Below are 17,433 nucleotides of genomic sequence, written 5' to 3'. Positions count from 1 at the left end.
CCCCTCACGCAGCACACGCTGGACTTTGCCCTCTGGATACAACCACTTGGGTCGTCGATCCCACAAGAGCCCCACCCAACGATCCGAGTCCCGACCGCCCCACCACGAGCATGTGGGCGTGATCTGAATTGTTCAATAGCGCTCGGGTGACGAAGTCGCCTGAGACCTCGGTGGTGACCTCCACGCCGGGCGCACGATCCGAGACGATCTTCTCGGCTTCGATCAAGAAGGCACGCGCGGCGTGTTGCGCGTGGTCGTCCCAATCTCCACGTCCCGAGATATCGAACTCTCGATAATCCATTACCCGAGATTCGATCGCGCTCAACAGATGCATGGGTAATCGCAACCGCGCTGCTACGTCGGCCGCCCATCGGCATGCACCGAACGAGTTCTCGGAACCGTCGATGCCGACCACGATCTGTCGATGATTGCTCCATACCGTCATGGTCGGTCTCCGATTCTTAGTAGAGCGAACGCCGTTCGACGCTGACTGTGTTCAGCGTGCAAGGCGGTCGTCTTCGTCCCCAGAGCACAAAGGCACTATGTAACGAGGGGCCCTTCGAGACCTTGGTCCTTCGTAGCAGGCCACCGAACAAAGGACCGATGCCTCTGTGCCGACAGACGTCGAACCGCGACCATGAGGTCATGGAGGAGACCGCTGTGCACTACCCACCGTTTCCACAGTCCACCGCGGTCGTGGTGGGCGTCGACGGGTCCGCGCAACCGGTGCCCAGCCGGGTGATCTCGGCGTGTGTACGGCTCATCGTGCCGTGGCACGTGCTATTCCTGGGGCAGTGCGCGGCTGATCGATGACCGGTCGGTACGCGGCGACGCGAACGAGAACACCAGCAGCACGGCCACGCCGGAGAGAACGATGCCGATGAGGTTCACACCGAGTTGGGCTAGAGAGCTCCACACCACGTTCCATTTCCCGGCGAACACCGCGACGACGGCCAATCCGGCCGCGGGCACCGTCGTCACGGAAATGAAAACGCCGACCAGAACACTGGACGTCGACGAAACCACAGCCAGCATTCCCGCGGCGCCTGCGAGCAGTGCCACCACCAGTGAAAACGGACCCACCTGGTAGATGAAGTCGAATGCGCGTGCTTCCTCGACGTCACCCACCCCGATCCAGTCGAGGCGGATCCAAAGCTGTGTTGCCAGAGCCGTGATCACGGCGGCAACGGGAAACGAGATCGCGAGAGTGCGTGCCGAGGTGCGTATCAACGTGGTGTCACGGCGGACCAGACCCACGGACATCGCCGCCAGCGGGCGGAATTCCGGCCCGACCACCATCGCGCCCACCAAGATCAACGGTGACGCGGTGGCAACGCCCACTGCCGACAGCAAGAATGCAATGACCAGATAGGCGACGAATGTAGGAGTGAGCCTCGCGCCCTCACGAACTTGGCCGAGCAACCGTTCCCACACCACTGCCCTGTCCGGTGTTCGACCAGCCGCCGCGTTGGCCCGATCTCCGGCTTCGGACAGCATGGTTCCGGTCGGCTCGAGCAGGATGGCACCGATATTCGGTAGGTTCTGCGCACTGAGCGCAATCAGCACGTCGTTGGCGGAGGCGCGCGCTACATCTGCCTCGACGACATCGCCGGGTGGATCGATCGCCGCGCCGACTGCGAGGGTTTTGTGCGTAGCCGCGGGTTCCTCGGACAGCACGCGCAGCAGATCGCTTGTTCGCGCGCTCGGCGAGATGACGCGTAGATGCAGCACGTTCTGCCTCCTCAGGCCTGTTGCACGTGATCGGCGTGCGTCCAGCTCGATGGCCGGCTCACAACGAGTATCCCCGACTGCCATCTCGCGGCGGCCGATCGGATAGGTGTCCCGCGATCGGAGGGTTCCCGGAAGCGCTGTGGCGCGACTGAGGGCCATCGCCTGTGCACTGTCCATTGACAGCACACTTGCATTTTGCAAGTGTTAACGGCATGAGCCTCTTCATCACCTGCCCAGTCGACGATGTCGAGCGCGCCACCACCTTCTACACCGCCCTCGGCTGGACCCTCAACGCAGAGATGTCCGACCACAACGTCTCGTGCTTCTCGATCACGCCCGGGCAATACGTCATGCTCGGTAGCCGCGAGATGTACGCAAGCGTCGGAGGTACCGAGGAGTTGATCGGAGGGCCGGGTACCCCGTCGAAGGTCACCGTTTCCTTCGACCTCGCCAGCCGCGAGGCCGTCGACGAACTCGTCGAACGTGCAGGCGCCGCCGGTGGTCGAATCGGTGACACCGACGACTACCCGTTCATGTACCAGCGCCAGTTCGACGACCCCGACGGCTATCACTACTCCCCGTTCTGGATGAAGCCGGACGTCGACACGCCCGCATGAGCGACCTCGCCGCAGCGCTCGACGTCGTCGGCGCTCGGTGGGCTTTACTGATCGTGGAGCGACTGCTCGACGGGCCGCAACGCTACGGCGATCTCCAGCGCGATCTCGGAACGCCGACGAACATGCTCGCGACCCGTCTGCGCGAACTCGAAGCCGCAGGCGTGTTGACCCGTCTTCCGTTGAAGCACAACACAAGAGCCTACGCACTCACCGAACGCGGACATGCCCTGCGCACAGCGATCGACGCGCTCGGACGTTGGGCAGTGCACACAGAACGCCGAGGATGAGTCGGCCGTTTGGGTTCGCAGCGGTGTCGTCGGGCGAGGTTCGACTTGCCGAGTCCACCCCTTACTCGCGCGGCGTATCGCAATCGAGATGGACGCCTTCGAGAACCCGCGGACACGAACACAGCGTGACTCCAGCACCAGCGTCCGCGTCGTGTACCAATGCGATAAGTTCTCGCTATGGCGCGTGGCATCGCAGGGACGGCGCGGGGAATCACCCTTCAGCAGTTGCGGTACTTCGTGGAAGTGGCCGCCGAGGGATCCATCAGTGCCGCGGCCGACCTTCTCTACGTCGCGCAACCGACCCTGTCGTCCGCATTGAAAGACATCGAGAATCGCGTAGGGCGTACGCTCTTCCTTCGCTCGACCCGCGGCGTGACGCTCACCGAGGACGGGGCGGAATTCCTAGGCTATGCGCGTCAAGTGGTCGAGCAAGCAGAGCTCCTGGAACAACGCTATCTGGGCCGCGGACCCTCCCGGCGGCTGCTGGCCGTGTCGACTCAGCACTACTCGTTCGTCGTCGACGCCTTTGCCCGGATGGTGAAGGCATCCGAAGCGGCAGAATATGCGTTCACTCTTCGCGAGACCCGTACGTGGGACATCATCGAGGACGTTCGCACACTGCGAAGTGAGCTCGGTGTGCTGTATCGCAACGAGTTCAACGCAAACGTGATCGACAAGTTGATTCGCGAAGCCGGACTGGTGTTCACGCCGCTGTTTCTGGCGTCGCCGCACATTTTCGTCGCCCGCACGAATCCGCTCGCAGAACGAACGAGCGTGACGCTGAGTGATCTGGAGGATCTGCCCCGGCTCACCTTCGACCAGGGCGCCAACAACTCCTTTTACCTGGCTGAAGAGATCCTCTCCACCCGTTCGTCGAAGCAGGACATCCGGGTGAGTGATCGGGCGACCATCTTCAACCTCATGATCAGTCTGGCTGGATACACGATCTCTACCGGCATCGTCTCGGACGATCTCGATCCGTCCATCGTCGCCGTACCTTTGGACGTGGACGAACGAATCGAGATCGGTTGGATCGGTCATGCCTCGGTGTCCTTGACCGCTCAGGCCCGGCGATTCGTGCTGGAGATGCGCGACGTCGTCTCAGGATTCGGAGTCGATCTTCTGGGATAGCCATTCGCTATATCCAGCTATCGTTCGAAGCAATTAGCCTATGACGGTCGGTCTGTCTACACTCATTTTCGCGTCACTTTGCGCCCCCGATCTTCGAGTATCTCGGCCCGAGAGTCCATCTGGGGCAAGAGGATGCGGTGGGCCGAAGTGCTGCACAGAACCAAGCAATCAGCCGTGCGGCGACGCCCTCGTCGCTGTAGTTACCGCACATGATCGGGGCAACTCTCCACAATGACGAACGACTGTGCCTTCAGCATCGATACGACACGCTTCGACGAGGACTACACACCGTCGACCAGCTCGCGCAGTACGACGAATTTCGCGAATCTCGCACGGGGCGAGGGTCGCCGACAGAATCTGCGCAATGCGGTGACGATGATGAATACCCGTGTCAACGAGTTGGTGCACTGGGACAACCCCCGTGGTGACCGCTACAGGCTCGACCTCGACATCGTTTCCGTAGACCTGCATCTCGCGTCGGCCGGGGATGGATCCGCATTCCCGGTGATCGAAGTGCTCGATGTCGACATCGTCGACATCGAGACCGGATCCCGCACCGAGGGAATCGTCGGGAACAACTTCTCGTCGTACATTCGTGATTACGATTTCAGTGTTCGGCTCCCGGGGCACCGGGCGACGGGAATCCCCAGCGACTTCGGCGACCTGCACGGGCAGGTCTTCCAGCGTTTCGTCGAGTCCGACGAGTATCGCGAACGATTCTCGCAGCCGCCGGTCATCTGCATCAGTGTCTCGACGTCCATGACGTACCGCCGACTTTCCAATCACCATCCGATTCTCGGGGTGGAGTACGTGGCGGACGAGCAGTCGCTCACCCACCGGTACTTCGAGAAGATGGGGCTCCGCGCGCGATACTTCATGCCTCGCGGTTCCGCCGCTCCACTTGCCTTCTACCACCGCGGCGACTTGCTCAACGACTACTCGTTACTCGCGCTTGCAGGAACGATCGCGACGATGGAAACGTTTCAGAAGATCTACCGCCCCGAAATCTACAATTCGAATACCGCAGCGGCGCACGTATATCGGCCCAGCCTCGACAACGGCAACTACTCACTGCCACAGGTGAGTTACGACCGTGTCGAGCGCACCGGCCTCGCAACCACCCAAGGAAAGTTCACCGAGGTAAATCTCATCGAACCGTACGGCGCCGTTCTCGAACGGTGGGCTTTCGCGCAGACGGCCTGAGCCCGCAGAACCGAAAGGTACCAGAGATGAACACCCTCCTACCCACCTCGATCGTCGGTAGCCTGCCCAAGCCCTCCTGGCTTTCCGAGCCCGGAAAGCTGTGGTCCCCATGGAAGTTGCGAGAGGACGAACTGCGCGAAGGGAAACTCGACGCCCAAGCCCTTGCGGCGCACGAGCAAAAGCAAGCCGGGCTCGACATAGTCAGCGACGGTGAACAGACCCGTCAACACTTTGTGACCACGTTCATCGAGCACCTCAGCGGCGTCGACTTCGATCGACGCGAGACCGTACGAATTCGAGACCGCTACGACGCAAGTGTTCCAACGGTAATCGGCGAAGTCAGCCGCGAAAGGCCTGTGTTCGCCGACGACGCCGCCCGCCTCAGAGCGACAACCGACCAGCCGATCAAGTGGGCCCTGCCCGGTCCGATGACAATGGTCGACACACTCTACGACGACCACTACAAGAGCCGCGAAAAGCTTGCGTGGGAGTTCGCGACGGCGCTGAATCAGGAAGCGAAGGACCTGGAAGCGGCAGGCGTGGACATCATCCAGATCGACGAGCCTGCGTTCAACGTGTTCTTCGATGAACTGAAGGACTGGGGCGTGGCGATGCTCGAGCGTGCCACGGACGGGTTGAGCTGCGAGACTGCCGTGCACATCTGCTACGGGTACGGCATCAAGGCCAACACCGATTGGAAGGCGACGCTCGGGGCAGAGTGGCGTCAATACGAGCAGTCGTTTCCACTGCTGCGACAGTCTTCGATCGACATCGTGTCGCTGGAGAGCCACAATTCGCGGGTACCGGTCGACGTGATCGAATTGCTTCGGGGCAAGAAAGTCATGCTGGGAGCGATCGATGTTGCGAGTAGCACCATCGAGACGCCCGAGGAAGTCGCCGCCACCCTTCGACGCGCCCTCCCGTTCGTCGACGCGGACAAACTGTATTCGAGCACCAATTGCGGTATGGCGCCTCTCGATCGACGGGTCGCGCGAGAAAAGATGCGCACGCTCGCCGCCGGGACCGACCTCGTGCGACGCGAGCTGTCCTAGCGGCGCGACGGCACCCGAATACCTTGCGACACATCCGTTGCAAGGCACGTCCAGTCCCAGTGCAAACCTGGGAGGAGGAACGGGTGCTCCTCCCCCCAGGTCGTTTCAGTGTTGTAGTGCCGGGTAGTCGGTGTATCCCTCTGCACCGTCCGAGTAGAAGGTGCTTTGGTCCGGAGTGTTCAGTGGAAGGTCTTCCTTCCATCGGCGGGCCAGATCCGGGTTGGCGATGGCGGGACGGCCTACCACGACAGCGTCACCGAATCCGTCGTCGACCAGCGACAGAGCTTCGTCCCTGCTGGTGATTTCGCCGAATCCACTGTTGACGAGAACAGGACCGCCGAAGGTGCGGCGCAGATCCTGGACGAGCTCACCCGACGGATCCTTGTGCAGCACACTCAGGAACGCCAGACCCAGCGGAGCGATCCCCTTCACCAGGGCGGCGTAAGTCGCGTGTACGTCGTCGCGGTCGGTTTCGAGCGCATCCTGAATGTTGTGCTCGGGCGAGATTCGGATTCCGACGCGGTCGGCTCCGATGGCGTCGGCGACCGCTTGTGCGACCTCCACGACGAACTTCGCGCGGTTCTCGGGTGTGCCGCCGTAGGCATCGTCACGCTGATTCGATGCGGGCGAAAGGAACTCGTGCAGCAGGTAACCGTTGGCGGAGTGAATCTCGACGCCGTCCAATCCTGCTGCGATGGCGTTCTTGGCTCCTTGGACGAATTCCTCGATCACCGAAGGAAGTTCGTCGGTCGTCAGGGCGCGAGGCACGGGGTACGGCTTCTTCCCGTCGTAGGTCCGTGTCTCACCGTCGATGGCGATCGCGCTCGGGGCGACGACCTCGTAGCCGCCTGTTGTCGCCTCGTGCGTGACACGGCCTGCGTGCATGACCTGAGCAACGATCAGACCACCCTCGGCGTGCACGGCGTCGGCGACATTCTTCCAGCCGTCGATCTGCTCGGGCGTGACGAGGCCGGGTTGGCCGGGGAATCCCTGACCCGCGTGCGACGGATAAGTGCCTTCGGTGACGATCAGACCGAGCGAGGAACGCTGACGGTAGTGCTCGACCACCAGCGGGCCGGGAACTCCGTCACGCCCGGACCGCACCCGCGTGAGCGGAGCCATCACAAGCCTGTTCTCGAGGTCGAGGGCACCTAGCGTCAACGGAGAAAACAACTTCACTGATTCGACTCTTTCCAGACGGGGGCGATACTTACATCGGCTAACCGTCGGAGAACAGTCAGGTATTCCGGTCAGAGATGATCGTCACCATCGAGGGGTGTGCGACGGGACGTCGCGTGTCGCTACCGGCGCGTCAGGTTTCCGTTGTCTCGATCGGACTTCGCTGGCGCCGGACGATCCCCGTGACCACGGCGATGATGGCACCGACAGCGAGCACGACGGCCGATGCGAACGGGAGTGCGCCGTCCACGGCGCCCACCGCAAGGACGGCGGGGATCGCCAGCCCCGGCCATGGCATCACAGTCTTCCAATCACCCGAGCTCCACCCGAGGATGGAACAGATCCCGACGACGAACAGCACGACCCCGCCGCACAGGATCCAACGGCCCGCGTCGGTCAGCTCTCCGACGGGATGCAGAACATACTGCTGAATCCCCACACCGAGCAGCGCGACCCCCAGAGCAACAGGAAGATGGCCGTAGACATACCCATCGGCGCGACCGCTTTCCACCGCCCGATCGTCGTCCTGGATCTCGAACTTGGCTTCCGCACCGGCGATGTCGAAGTACATCCACCACACGGCAGCCGCAATGGTGAATCCCAGTGCTGCCACCGACAATGACGACCAGGCCCACGAAGTGTCACGCATCCCGAGCACGACGGCCGAAACCGATTCACCCAGGACGAGAATGACGAAGAGTCCGAAGCGTTCCGGAAGATGGTCGAGGTGAAGCGGCACGTTCTGACCCCACCGGGTCGCCGCGAACGGAGCAGCCGCCTCGACAGCGATGCCTACCGCCCACAGGACGTAGGTGAGCGGCGACGGAACGAACAGCGAAATCGTCCAGATCACGATGCTGATGACCGTCGCCGCGAGATAGAGATCGATGGTGGCCCGTACGTCGGCGATATGCCGCCACGCACGGAAGTAGAGCCCGGCGAGAAGCACCCGGGTCGCGATGTATCCGATGCCGAACGCGACGGTGCCGCTACCACCGATGGCCGTGGTCGCACTCGCCGCCATCACCGCGACCGCGAACGTCGCGGCCAGTTTGAGCACCCGATAGAGAACGTCGTTCGTGTCGAATCTGTTGGCGTACAACGTAGTCGTCACCCACGACCACCAGGTGACAGCGAACAGTCCGGTGAACACCGCTACCCCGTGCCACCCCAGGTCGTCTTTCAAGCCGATCGCGAGCTGATGAACAACCAGCACATAAGCGAGATCGAAGAACAGCTCCAGCCGCGTTGCGGCACGATCGTCCTTGGTTCGAAGTCGAGGCGGCTGAAACACCGGGGTGGATTGATCGGCCCCGGAATCACCGTCCGCATGTGTTTCGGGGTAATCGTCCATGCCGACACATACCCCACCCGGTCCAACTCAACCTCGACCAGAGTTGGAGCACATCCCGCCACAACTGCGTCGAACTGTGCCGTGAGAAGCTGTAGACAGCATTCGAGTCGTCAAGCTTCCCGGCGTTTCTCGTGCAGGGCAGCATCGGTGTCGGCGATGGCCAACATTCTGTTGATGTCCGCGCCGGCCAGTGCACCGGCCGCCGCCGAGGGACCGACCTGGGCAGTCAGATCGGTGGCGTTCCCCGCCACCCACACACCCGGCACTTCGGTAGCGCCGGCGATGCCGGAGGCGAAACCGACACCTATGTTCGGCGGTTCATGCACCGGCAGGCCCAGACCTTCCAGTCCCTGGATGCGGGCTCGCAGTTGTGCGAGTACGGCCACCACACTCCGGGCCACGATCTGTCCGTCGGCCAGTCGCAGCCCGGCGAGCGCACCATTGTCGTCGTCGACGATCTCGGTGACAGGAGTGTCGACGATGCGAATACCGCGGGCTGCGAAACGATCACGGTCGTCGTCGTCGAGGTCGGTGCCCTGGGTGAAATAGATCAGGTCCTCGGTCAGCTGGCGGAACAGAAACGTGTGAACGATCGATACCGGACCGGTGGCGAGGATGCCGATGGGCTGATCGCGCACCTCCCATCCGTGGCAGTACGGACAGTGCAGCACACTATCGCCCCAGTGTTCGACCAGCCCGGGCAATTCCGGCAACACGTCGGTGAGTCCGGTGGCGATCAGAATGCGACGGGAAGTGATGGTTCGACCGTCGGCGAGAGTCACAGTGAACCGCAGGTCCCCGCGCGCGGACGGGGGCGCAGGCTCGGCTGCCATCACCTCGGCGTCGACGACGAGGCCGCCGTACTGGCGCACCTGCTCTCGGCCCCGGCGGAGAATCTCCTGCGGCGCCATTCCGTCCAGGACGATGAACCCGTGCATCGACGCTGCAGGTGCATTGCGCGGGGATCCGCTGTCGATCACGACGACCGAGCGCCGGGAACGAGCGAGTATCAGTGCTCCGTTGAGCCCCGCGGCGCCTCCGCCGATCACCACCACATCGACGATTTCCTCGGCAACGGCATCACTCTGGTAAGTCGGTGTCGTAGCGGTCATGGTTTCCTGCCTCCGGTTGTTCGACATATCCAGGGTCACCCTCTGACTGGTGTGGTGGGCGTCGGGTCGGTTGGGCGAGCGGTCACAGAGCTCTCGACGGGAGGCTCGACGCTCGTGGGCGTGAGGGTTCGTCGGCCCGGTAGAGCAGCGAGGACGATCATTGTTCCGGTGGCCATGACGATGCCACCGATGAGGCTGGTGTGGGAGACAGCGTAGGCGAAGGACTGTTGGACGGCCTCGACGATTGCTCGGGCAGTCTCGGGTCCGGCAGCGGAACTCTGCGCGACCTGCTCTGCGACCGCCAATCCACCACCGACCGAGTCCTTGGCGATCTGCATCGCTTCGGCAGGAAGCCGATCTGCCGCCAGGTCGGTCAGTTCGTCGCGATATGCGGTGCCCAGCACCGATCCCAGCACTGCGATGCCCAGCGCCCCGCCCAGTTCGAGCGCTGTGTCGTTGGCACCTCCTGCGACGCCCAACTCGGATTCTGGGAAGGTCCCCATGATCGTGTCGGTCGCCGGCGCGATGCTCACGCCAAGAGCCAAGCCCAGCATCAGCAACGGAGTGAGGAAGTCGATATACGTCGAGCCATCGTCGATCCTGGTGAGCAGGAACATCCCTGCCGTTCCGATGATCAATCCGCCGACGACCATCGCCCTGACCCCCAACTGTGGAGTGAACTTCCCGGTGATCGCAGATCCGAGAAAAACAGCGGCGCCCAACGGCAGCAGGCGTACGCCCGTAGCGAGAGCGTCGTAACCGAGGACGAACTGCAGAAATTGCGTCGAATAGTAGAGCACCGCGAACATTCCGAAGAAAAAGACCAGCACCGCGAGCATCGAACCGGTGAACGGCCGCAGCGCGAATTTACGGACGTTCAGCATCGGATGCGGATGACGCAACTCCCAGGCAACGAACCCCGCCAGACCGACAGCGGCAACGACGATGGCCGCGACGGGGCCTGCGTCCCAACCCGAATGCGGACCCTCGATGGCGCCGTAGATCAAGGAACCGAGGGTGACGATGGACAGCAGACCACCCACGTAGTCGATGCGGCCCATGTTCTCGGCCTTCGACGGCGGAACCAGAACGAGCGCTGCAACGACGGCGAGGGCCGCGATCGGGACGTTGATCAAGAACGTCGAACCCCAACCGTGGTCCTCCAGCAACCAGCCCGAGACCAGGGGTCCAACAGCAACCGCCACCCCGGATGTTGCGGCCCATGCGGTGACGGCCTTGCCTCGTTCGTCGCGGGGAAACGTCGCTACCAGCAGTGACAGCGTGGCCGGCATCACGACAGCGGCTCCGATACCCATGATTGCCCGGGCTGCGATCAGCATCGTGGTCTCGTCGACCATGCTGCCGATAATCGAACCACCGGCGAACAGCGACAGCCCCAGGATCAGCGCACCACGTCGACTGTATTTGTCACCGATCGAGCCCAGCACCAGCATGAGCGCCGCGTACGGGACGGTGTATCCATCGACGACCCACTGCAGATCGCTACTGCTCAAGCCCAGATCCGCAGTCAGATCGGGGGCGGCGACGATCAGCGACGTGTTCGCCATGACCGTGATCAGCAGACTAAGACACAGCACCAGCAGAGCCCACCACCGCCGCGGGTAGGGAGTCGACATATCTGTGACGGGTGTTCTCGCAAGTAAAGGCATCAGTTACTCCTGAGATAGAAGGGTCCGAATCTGCGGGCCAGTCGGTTGACAGTGCGTATCGGGGGTCGAATCACATGAGGGCGCGAACCGGTGCAGCGGCCGATGCGGTCGGCCGGACCGTGGACCCAAACCAGGGGCGAGTCGGTCCCGTTCGGTTATGTACTCAATGTTCCATAACGTAGGCGGTTCTGTACTGACTTGTCAATTACTCGGGCGCGGCCTACCTTCGAGGCATGGCACGACCACGAACGTTCGACCGAGAACACGTCCTCAATGCCGCGGAGCGTCAGTTCCGCACCACCGGCTACAACGGCACGAGTGTCGACGACATCAGCGCCGCTACCGGCCTGGGCCGCGGCAGCTTGTACGCCGCGTTCGACGGCAAGCACGGCGTGTTGCTTCAAGCCCTGTCCGGATACTCCGCTCGGCTGGCGCATTTCGTCCCCAAGGCGCTCGCCGGACCGGACGACGGTGCTCTAGAACGGCTGCACCAATTCCTGCTGCGCGCCGTCAACGGCGTCCCTCTCGCTGCCGACGTTCCGCCCGCGCCCGACCGAGCAGCGGCGGCGTGCTTCGCCGCCAAAATAGCCCTCGAGCTGGGCAGCTCCGACCCCGAGTTGGAACGCGTTGCCAACGCCTGCTTCTCGACGATGGTGACCGCGGTATCCGAATGCGTGCGCGCCGCCCAACGCCACGGCGACATCGACGCCGACGCGGACCCCGACGACCTCGCCTACCTTCTGATCAGCATCGTCCGCGGACTCGATGTGGTTGGCGCACATGGCCACAGCCCCGCCCGGATGACATCGATCGCCGAAAATGCGTTCGCGCTACTGCCCCGCCCTCGACACCGGTAGGGCGCGCACGTATGCCACAGCCGCCGCAATGGATCGTGCGTCGGGACTTTGCTAGCTCGGGTCGTGGTCCCGTAGCCCGTCGCGAACGGCCATGAGGTAGACGGCGAGGAGCCTGTCGATCGTCGCGGGATCGGCTCCCAGGTTTCCCGGTCGCCAGGCGAGCGAGAGCAGACCGTTCAACGCCGCCCACAGGGTGGTGGCGAGGTCGTCCGGATCCAAGTCGGCTCTGACCGATCCGGAGCGGGCGCCCTCCCTCAGAACCTCTGCGAGGCGGGCGTTCTGAGCCTGGGTGAGCGCTGCGATCCGCTCGACCGCGTCGGATTCATCGGGCGGTTCGACCAGAATCCGGAATTCGTGAGGACGTTCTCGCGCGAACCGTGCGTAGGCGGCGGCGACAAGCAGGAGGCGTTCCTCCACCGTCCCTTCCGATTCGTACGCAGCGTCCATGTAGACGCGACTTTCGTCGAGCGCCTCCTCCGCTACTGCGGTGAGTAGCGCCGAGCGGCCCCCGACACGGTTGTAGATGGTCTGTACAGCGACATCCGCCTGCTCGGCTACCGCCTCGAGGGTGAGCGCCCCGACGCCATGAGCAGCGATGATGCTGCGTGCGGCCTCGAGCACCGACCGGCGGTTGGCAGCTGCGCGCCGTTGAGTGCGCGTCGTTCCTGTTTCGGCCATCACCGCGTAACTGTAGCCCATTCAATTCATGTAACTACTTCCATTTTTGGAACCTCTTACATATTGTGTGCCTATGACACGCACCGACGACCGATTCCCGTCCGGCGACGGCCAGTGCGCCGCCTGGCTGTACACACCGACCGACGAGCCCCACCAGGGCGGCAGAAGCCGTCCGATCATCGTGATGGGCCACGGCCTCGGGGGAATCAAGGAGATGGGACTCGACGCTTTCGCTCGACGGTTCACCGCCATGGGCTACCTGTGCCTCGTGTTCGACTACCGCCACTTCGGTGAAAGCACCGGCGAGCCGCGGCAACTTCTCGACATCGATACGCAACTCGGCGACTGGAACGCCGCAATCGCCCACGCGCGCACCCTGGACACCGTCGACCCCGCCCGCATCGTGTTGTGGGGAACCTCCTTCGGCGGCGGACACGTCATCGTCACCGCCGCACGCAACCCCGATGTCGCCGCAGTGATCACTCAGTGCCCGTTCACCGACGGCCTCGCCGCAGCACGAGCCATCCCCCTCCCTGTCGCCGCGAAAGTGACCGGCCGCGCGGTGCGTGATGCCGTCGGGGCCAAGTTCGGCCGACCGCCGGTGATGATCGACACCTACGGCCCGCCTGGGTCGACCTCGCTCATGACCAGTCCGGACAGCGCTGCCGGTATCACTGCGCTGATCCCACCGGGCATGGACGTACGCCGAGACGTCGCAGCTCGATTCGGACTCGACATCGTCCGCCATTTCCCGGGACGCAGTGCGAGCAAAGTGAAGTGCCCGATTTTCTACGCCATCTGCGAGCGCGACAGCGTTGCACCGCCGATCCCGACCCAGCGGTACGCCGCACGCTCTCCACGCGCGGAGATAAAGCTCTACGACGCCGGCCACTTCGACATCTACGTCGGTGCCGATTTCGAGCGCAACATCGCCGACCAACTCGACTTCCTGGGTCGGCACGTTCCCGTCACCGAAAAGAATGACACCGAAACGAAAGGCACACGAGCGTGATCGACTACAACCTTGCCGGCCGCACAGTCGTCATCACAGGATCCACCGGCGGACTCGGTTCCGCCCTGGCGACAGCACTGCGCTCGCGCGGCGCCAATCTGGCCCTTCTCGACCTGGACGGCGACGCGGCAGCCCTACAAGCTCGCACTCTCGGCCCGGCGGCCGTTGCCCGGGGGTGGGCCGTGGACGTCACCGACCTCGACAGCATCCAGTCGGCGGTCGGCTCGGCGGCCCGACATTTCGGGCGAGTCGATGTTGTGATTGCCAACGCGGGCATCGCCGCTGTGCAACCGCTCGAATCGATGGACCCTGCCCTGTGGGAACGAATCATCGACGTCAACCTCAGTGGAGTCTGGCGAACGTTCAAAGCATCGCTGCCCCACGTCGTCGAGCGGCGCGGATATCTGCTGGCGATCTCCTCGATGGCCGCCTTCGTCCACTCGCCACTGAACGGCCCGTACGTCGCAAGCAAAGCGGGCGTCTGGGCGCTGTGCGACGCGACTCGCCTTGAACTGCGTCACCGTGGCGTCGGGGTCGGAAGCCTTCACCCGACGTTCTTCCAGACACCGATGATGGACGCCGTGCAAACGGACCCAGTGGCCACCACGTTGTGGGGCGGCAACCGCGCGGGCCTGTTCAAGATGATCCCACTGGACACCGTCGTCGCCGCCGCGGTGACAGGAATCGAGAATCGATCCGACATGATCGTCCCCACCCGCTCGAACGCCCTCGCCGCCCGCATACCCGGACTCATCCGTCCCATCACCGACCGAATCGGGTTTCGCCACAATGTGATCCCGCGAGCAGTAGAACTCGCCTCGCACGCAGCACCGTCATGAAGCCCGGCACAACGCGCCGAGATCAAGCTCGAGCGACCGAGGCACGCTCACCGCGCGAGACGCGACGCGGTAACGCAGGCTATGCCGTCAGAGCGAGCGCCGTCAGCTGACGTAGCAGTCCGACTTTGGTGTCCGGTCCAGACACCACAGCCTGCGGGCGCCGCGCGGTCGAACCCGACAGCGTCGCGAAAACCTGTTCCGACGTTCCGGTCACGGTGACATCAGCAGGTGCACCAGAACACGTGACGGTCGCGTTCACTCCCGACATGTCCGACGTCACAAGCACGCTTTCACCGTCAGCGTCGATGCGCGCAGTGACCGTCGGAAACCGCTTCTTCGCAGGGAGGGCTTCGGGCTTCGGAAACAGCGCCATGACCGAGAACACCAGCCACCGACCGCGGCTGTGATCCGCGCCTGCACCGGCGGACATGAGCGGCGACGCCCACCTGGCGAGTTCGACCAACGGCGCCTGCAAACCTCTACCCCACTCGGTCAACGAGTAGACCCGCGACGACACCGGCGCCGCCTCCTCGGTGGACACCACAATTCCCGCTTCCTCCAAACTGCGAAGCCGCTGAACCAGCAGATTCGTGGCAATACCAGGCAGGGACCGATGCAAGTCCGAATATCTGCTCGGCCCGATCAGCAACTCCCGCACCACCAACATCGTCCATCGATCACCGACCACATCGAGACCGCGAGCGAGTGCACAGAATTCACCGTAGGACTTCACGATCGAAGCTTACACTTGACTTTCTGAACCTTGTACTTGAAATAATCAAGCGGTGACCTCCCCACTGCAACTGCGAGCCCCCTCCCGCCTACCGGTACTGATCGTGCTGTGCTCGGCGACGCTGGCCATCAGCCTCGCCACAACCGCCATCAACGTCGCGCTCCCCTCTCTGGCGCTCGAACTGCGCGCCGACAACCGACAGCTCCAATGGATCGTCGATGCCTACAATCTCCTGTTCGCGACTTTCGTCCTCGCATTCGGCAGCCTCAGTGACCGCTACGGCCGCAAAGGCGCCCTCATCCTCGGCCTGTCGATCTTCGGCGGCGGAGCAGTAGGGGCCTCGTTCGCCGACAGCGCCGCACAGTTGATCGCCTGGCAAGCTCTGATGGGCCTCGGTGCCGCATTCGTCTACCCGACGACCCTGTCCATCCTCTCGAACGTCTTCACCGAACGAGCAGCAAAAGCGAAAGCGATCGGAATCTGGGGCGCAACAACCGGAGTCGGCGTCGCAGGTGGACCGATCCTCGGCGGCTGGCTACTCGAACACTACTGGTGGGGCAGCGTCTTCCTGGCGCTTGCCGTTGCAGCCCTCGGAGCCATCACCGCAGTGCTCGTCATCGTGACGACCTCTCGTGACCCGAGCACACCGCGCATCGACGTCGGCGGCCTCGTCCTGTCCGTGCTCGCCGTCGGCACCCTCGTCTACACCGTCATCGAAGCCCCCGAACACGGCTGGGCCAGTATCGCCTCATTGGCAGGATTCACCCTCGCAGCCGCGCTCTTCGTCGCTCTCGTGTTGTGGGAACGCAATCACAACGACCCGATGATCGACGTCACCCTCTTCGCCAACATGCGATTCACCGCCGCAAGCGCGTCGGTCACCTTCGCCTACTTCGCGTTGTTCGGCTTCATATTCCTCATATCGCAGTACTTCCAACTCGTACGCGGATACGGTCCACTGGAGACGGGCCTGAAGTTCATACCCGTCGCAGCATCGATCGCTGTCGGCTCCGTCCTCGGCACAGTCCTGGCAGTGCGCATCGGCAACAAAATCGTCGTCTCCGTCGGCCTGATCCTGTTCACCTCGGCGTTCGCATGGATCTCCACGCTCAGCACCGCCACCAGCTACCTCGAAATCGCCGGTCAGATGATTCCCCTCGGACTCGGACTAGGCCTGACATCGGCACCGGCAACCGAAGCCATCATGGGCGCCGTCCCGAAAGAGAAAGCAGGCATCGGCTCCGGCATGAACGACGCCACCAGAGAAGTGGGCGGCACCCTCGGCGTCGCTGTCATCGGCAGCGTCTACGCCTCGCTGTACACCTCCGGACTGACCACATCCGACACCGCATCGAACCTGTCCGACGACGCCACATCCGCCGTACAAGACTCCATAGGCGGCGCCGTCATCGCCTCCGAACAGATACGCGCAGCGGGCGATTCGTCCACAGCGGACGCAATCACCACCGCTGCCAACACCGCATTTCTCGACGGCCTCACCGCAGGCTCCTACGTCGCAGCAACTGTCACAGCAATCGGCGCCGTCATCGCAGCAGTATTCCTGCCGTCGCGCCCCCAATAGCCTTGGCGCATCCACGTGCACTTCACACACAGTGGGAGAGCATCGCCGCTGCGGCAATCGAGTGTTCACCAATCCTCGCGGTGATCGTGCCCGAGCGGAGGCGTCGAAGGACACAGCCTCGACCAGGATTTGCATGAAGAGGAGAAGAGTTCGAGACAGTGCTATAGGTAACGCAGTGGCGCGACTTCCATGGTGACCACTTGAAAAGCCCTCCCGGAGACATTCTCCGGGAGGGCTTTTCAAATCGAGCGGGTAGTACACGGGACAGTGCGATCAGAGGTTCGCTTTGGCTTTGTTGAGGGTGTCGACGGCGATCTGTAGCCCTTCGAGGGGGCCGTAGGCGGTGTCCTCGTGTTCGATGTTCACGGCGATGTCGGGGTCCACGGAGTGCAGGGC

17 protein-coding genes and 1 pseudogene are annotated in these 17,433 nt (G+C 63.2%); 9 read left to right on the top strand and 9 right to left on the bottom strand.

Translation table 11 applies throughout. The features are described 5' to 3' along the window. Window positions 1–4 precede the first annotated feature (4 nt). The gene (locus tag CH289_RS03295; protein WP_037181723.1) at window positions 5–445 is read right to left on the bottom strand and encodes a universal stress protein; all 441 of its coding nucleotides are present in this window, start codon (window positions 443–445) and stop codon (window positions 5–7) included. Between the two features lie 335 nt (window positions 446–780). Then, on the bottom strand, window positions 781–1,908 hold the full coding sequence (locus CH289_RS03290) for a DUF389 domain-containing protein (protein ID WP_306427507.1): 1,128 nt from the start codon (window positions 1,906–1,908) through the stop codon (window positions 781–783). Between the two features lie 35 nt (window positions 1,909–1,943). On the opposite strand from CH289_RS03290, the gene CH289_RS03285 reads away from it, so the two are divergent. The 5 genes from CH289_RS03285 (at window position 1,944) to CH289_RS03265 (ending at window position 6,021) form a co-directional block, all read left to right on the top strand. Beyond that, on the top strand, window positions 1,944–2,348 hold the full coding sequence (locus CH289_RS03285; RefSeq protein ID WP_037181721.1) for a VOC family protein: 405 nt from the start codon (window positions 1,944–1,946) through the stop codon (window positions 2,346–2,348). After that, window positions 2,345–2,635, top strand: a complete 291-nt coding sequence (locus tag CH289_RS03280; RefSeq protein WP_020111294.1) for a winged helix-turn-helix transcriptional regulator — start codon at window positions 2,345–2,347, stop codon at window positions 2,633–2,635. Before CH289_RS03285 ends, CH289_RS03280 begins: the two co-directional genes overlap by 4 nt. 177 nt (window positions 2,636–2,812) lie before the next feature. Further along, entirely contained in the window at window positions 2,813–3,766 is a 954-nt protein-coding gene (locus CH289_RS03275; RefSeq protein ID WP_019663369.1) for a LysR family transcriptional regulator, read from the top strand. A 231-nt stretch (window positions 3,767–3,997) separates the two neighbouring features. Next, complete coding sequence (locus tag CH289_RS03270) at window positions 3,998–4,969, top strand: putative oxygenase MesX (protein ID WP_094727247.1); 972 nt, start codon at window positions 3,998–4,000, stop codon at window positions 4,967–4,969. A gap of 26 nt (window positions 4,970–4,995) precedes the next feature. After that, the gene (locus tag CH289_RS03265; RefSeq protein WP_179276709.1) at window positions 4,996–6,021 is read left to right on the top strand and encodes a methionine synthase; all 1,026 of its coding nucleotides are present in this window, start codon (window positions 4,996–4,998) and stop codon (window positions 6,019–6,021) included. 105 nt (window positions 6,022–6,126) lie between these two features. Here the strand turns inward: CH289_RS03265 and CH289_RS03260 are convergent, their stop codons facing one another. From CH289_RS03260 to CH289_RS03245, 4 genes are all read right to left on the bottom strand, one after another. Further along, window positions 6,127–7,200, bottom strand: coding sequence for an alkene reductase (locus CH289_RS03260; protein ID WP_019663366.1), 1,074 nt, complete (start codon window positions 7,198–7,200; stop codon window positions 6,127–6,129). Between the two features lie 133 nt (window positions 7,201–7,333). Continuing rightward, window positions 7,334–8,554 carry a low temperature requirement protein A gene (locus CH289_RS03255; protein WP_037181716.1) on the bottom strand — a complete coding sequence of 407 codons (1,221 nt, stop codon included), beginning with the start codon at window positions 8,552–8,554 and terminating at the stop codon, window positions 7,334–7,336. Between the two features lie 110 nt (window positions 8,555–8,664). Further along, the gene (locus CH289_RS03250; RefSeq protein WP_037181949.1) at window positions 8,665–9,666 is read right to left on the bottom strand and encodes an NAD(P)/FAD-dependent oxidoreductase; all 1,002 of its coding nucleotides are present in this window, start codon (window positions 9,664–9,666) and stop codon (window positions 8,665–8,667) included. Window positions 9,667–9,701: 35 nt separating this feature from the next. Then, window positions 9,702–11,336 (bottom strand): MFS transporter, encoded by a 1,635-nt coding sequence (locus tag CH289_RS03245; protein WP_037181714.1) that lies wholly within the window; start codon window positions 11,334–11,336, stop codon window positions 9,702–9,704. Window positions 11,337–11,569: 233 nt separating this feature from the next. On the opposite strand from CH289_RS03245, the gene CH289_RS03240 reads away from it, so the two are divergent. Further along, window positions 11,570–12,193, top strand: coding sequence for a TetR/AcrR family transcriptional regulator (locus tag CH289_RS03240; protein ID WP_037181712.1), 624 nt, complete (start codon window positions 11,570–11,572; stop codon window positions 12,191–12,193). Window positions 12,194–12,244: 51 nt separating this feature from the next. Here CH289_RS03240 and CH289_RS03235 read toward each other — a convergent pair whose 3' ends face one another. Then, window positions 12,245–12,871 carry a TetR/AcrR family transcriptional regulator gene (locus CH289_RS03235; RefSeq protein WP_037161707.1) on the bottom strand — a complete coding sequence of 209 codons (627 nt, stop codon included), beginning with the start codon at window positions 12,869–12,871 and terminating at the stop codon, window positions 12,245–12,247. Window positions 12,872–12,944: 73 nt separating this feature from the next. Between CH289_RS03235 and CH289_RS03230 the strand changes: the two genes are divergently transcribed. After that, a complete protein-coding gene (locus tag CH289_RS03230) occupies window positions 12,945–13,883 on the top strand; it encodes an alpha/beta hydrolase (RefSeq protein WP_037181708.1) in 939 nt (312 codons plus the stop codon). Continuing rightward, window positions 13,880–14,722 carry an SDR family NAD(P)-dependent oxidoreductase gene (locus CH289_RS03225; protein WP_037161703.1) on the top strand — a complete coding sequence of 281 codons (843 nt, stop codon included), beginning with the start codon at window positions 13,880–13,882 and terminating at the stop codon, window positions 14,720–14,722. The genes CH289_RS03230 and CH289_RS03225 overlap by 4 nt, the downstream gene beginning before the upstream one ends. Window positions 14,723–14,801: 79 nt before the next feature. Here CH289_RS03225 and CH289_RS03220 read toward each other — a convergent pair whose 3' ends face one another. After that, window positions 14,802–15,455, bottom strand: coding sequence for a winged helix-turn-helix transcriptional regulator (locus CH289_RS03220; protein WP_037161701.1), 654 nt, complete (start codon window positions 15,453–15,455; stop codon window positions 14,802–14,804). Window positions 15,456–15,507: 52 nt separating this feature from the next. On the opposite strand from CH289_RS03220, the gene CH289_RS03215 reads away from it, so the two are divergent. Continuing rightward, the gene (locus CH289_RS03215; RefSeq protein ID WP_094727245.1) at window positions 15,508–17,037 is read left to right on the top strand and encodes an MFS transporter; all 1,530 of its coding nucleotides are present in this window, start codon (window positions 15,508–15,510) and stop codon (window positions 17,035–17,037) included. Between the two features lie 273 nt (window positions 17,038–17,310). On the opposite strand, the pseudogene CH289_RS03210 reads toward CH289_RS03215, so the two are convergent. Beyond that, window positions 17,311–17,433: pseudogene (locus tag CH289_RS03210) on the bottom strand (sugar phosphate isomerase/epimerase); the annotation flags it as partial.

The sequence above is a fragment of the Rhodococcus sp. RS1C4 genome (genome assembly GCF_002258225.1).
Classification (GTDB): domain Bacteria; phylum Actinomycetota; class Actinomycetes; order Mycobacteriales; family Mycobacteriaceae; genus Rhodococcoides; species Rhodococcoides fascians_E.
The sequence above is the reverse complement of the archived record's forward strand: the minus strand, read 5'-3'. Positions and strand labels throughout refer to the sequence as shown.

Bases quoted from the DNA above. Each gene is read 5' to 3' on its own strand.
- CH289_RS03245 (WP_037181714.1), bottom strand. From the start codon at position 11,336: ATGCCTTTACTTGCGAGAACACCCGTCACAGATATGTCGACTCCCTAC.
- CH289_RS03285 (WP_037181721.1), top strand. From the start codon at position 1,944: ATGAGCCTCTTCATCACCTGCCCAGTCGACGATGTCGAGCGCGCCACC.
- CH289_RS03290 (WP_306427507.1), bottom strand. From the start codon at position 1,908: ATGGACAGTGCACAGGCGATGGCCCTCAGTCGCGCCACAGCGCTTCCG.
- CH289_RS03275 (WP_019663369.1), top strand. From the start codon at position 2,813: ATGGCGCGTGGCATCGCAGGGACGGCGCGGGGAATCACCCTTCAGCAG.
- CH289_RS03270 (WP_094727247.1), top strand. From the start codon at position 3,998: ATGACGAACGACTGTGCCTTCAGCATCGATACGACACGCTTCGACGAG.
- CH289_RS03230 (WP_037181708.1), top strand. From the start codon at position 12,945: ATGACACGCACCGACGACCGATTCCCGTCCGGCGACGGCCAGTGCGCC.
- CH289_RS03280 (WP_020111294.1), top strand. From the start codon at position 2,345: ATGAGCGACCTCGCCGCAGCGCTCGACGTCGTCGGCGCTCGGTGGGCT.
- CH289_RS03240 (WP_037181712.1), top strand. From the start codon at position 11,570: ATGGCACGACCACGAACGTTCGACCGAGAACACGTCCTCAATGCCGCG.
- CH289_RS03255 (WP_037181716.1), bottom strand. From the start codon at position 8,554: ATGGACGATTACCCCGAAACACATGCGGACGGTGATTCCGGGGCCGAT.
- CH289_RS03295 (WP_037181723.1), bottom strand. From the start codon at position 445: ATGACGGTATGGAGCAATCATCGACAGATCGTGGTCGGCATCGACGGT.
- CH289_RS03265 (WP_179276709.1), top strand. From the start codon at position 4,996: ATGAACACCCTCCTACCCACCTCGATCGTCGGTAGCCTGCCCAAGCCC.
- CH289_RS03250 (WP_037181949.1), bottom strand. From the start codon at position 9,666: ATGACCGCTACGACACCGACTTACCAGAGTGATGCCGTTGCCGAGGAA.
- CH289_RS03235 (WP_037161707.1), bottom strand. From the start codon at position 12,871: ATGGCCGAAACAGGAACGACGCGCACTCAACGGCGCGCAGCTGCCAAC.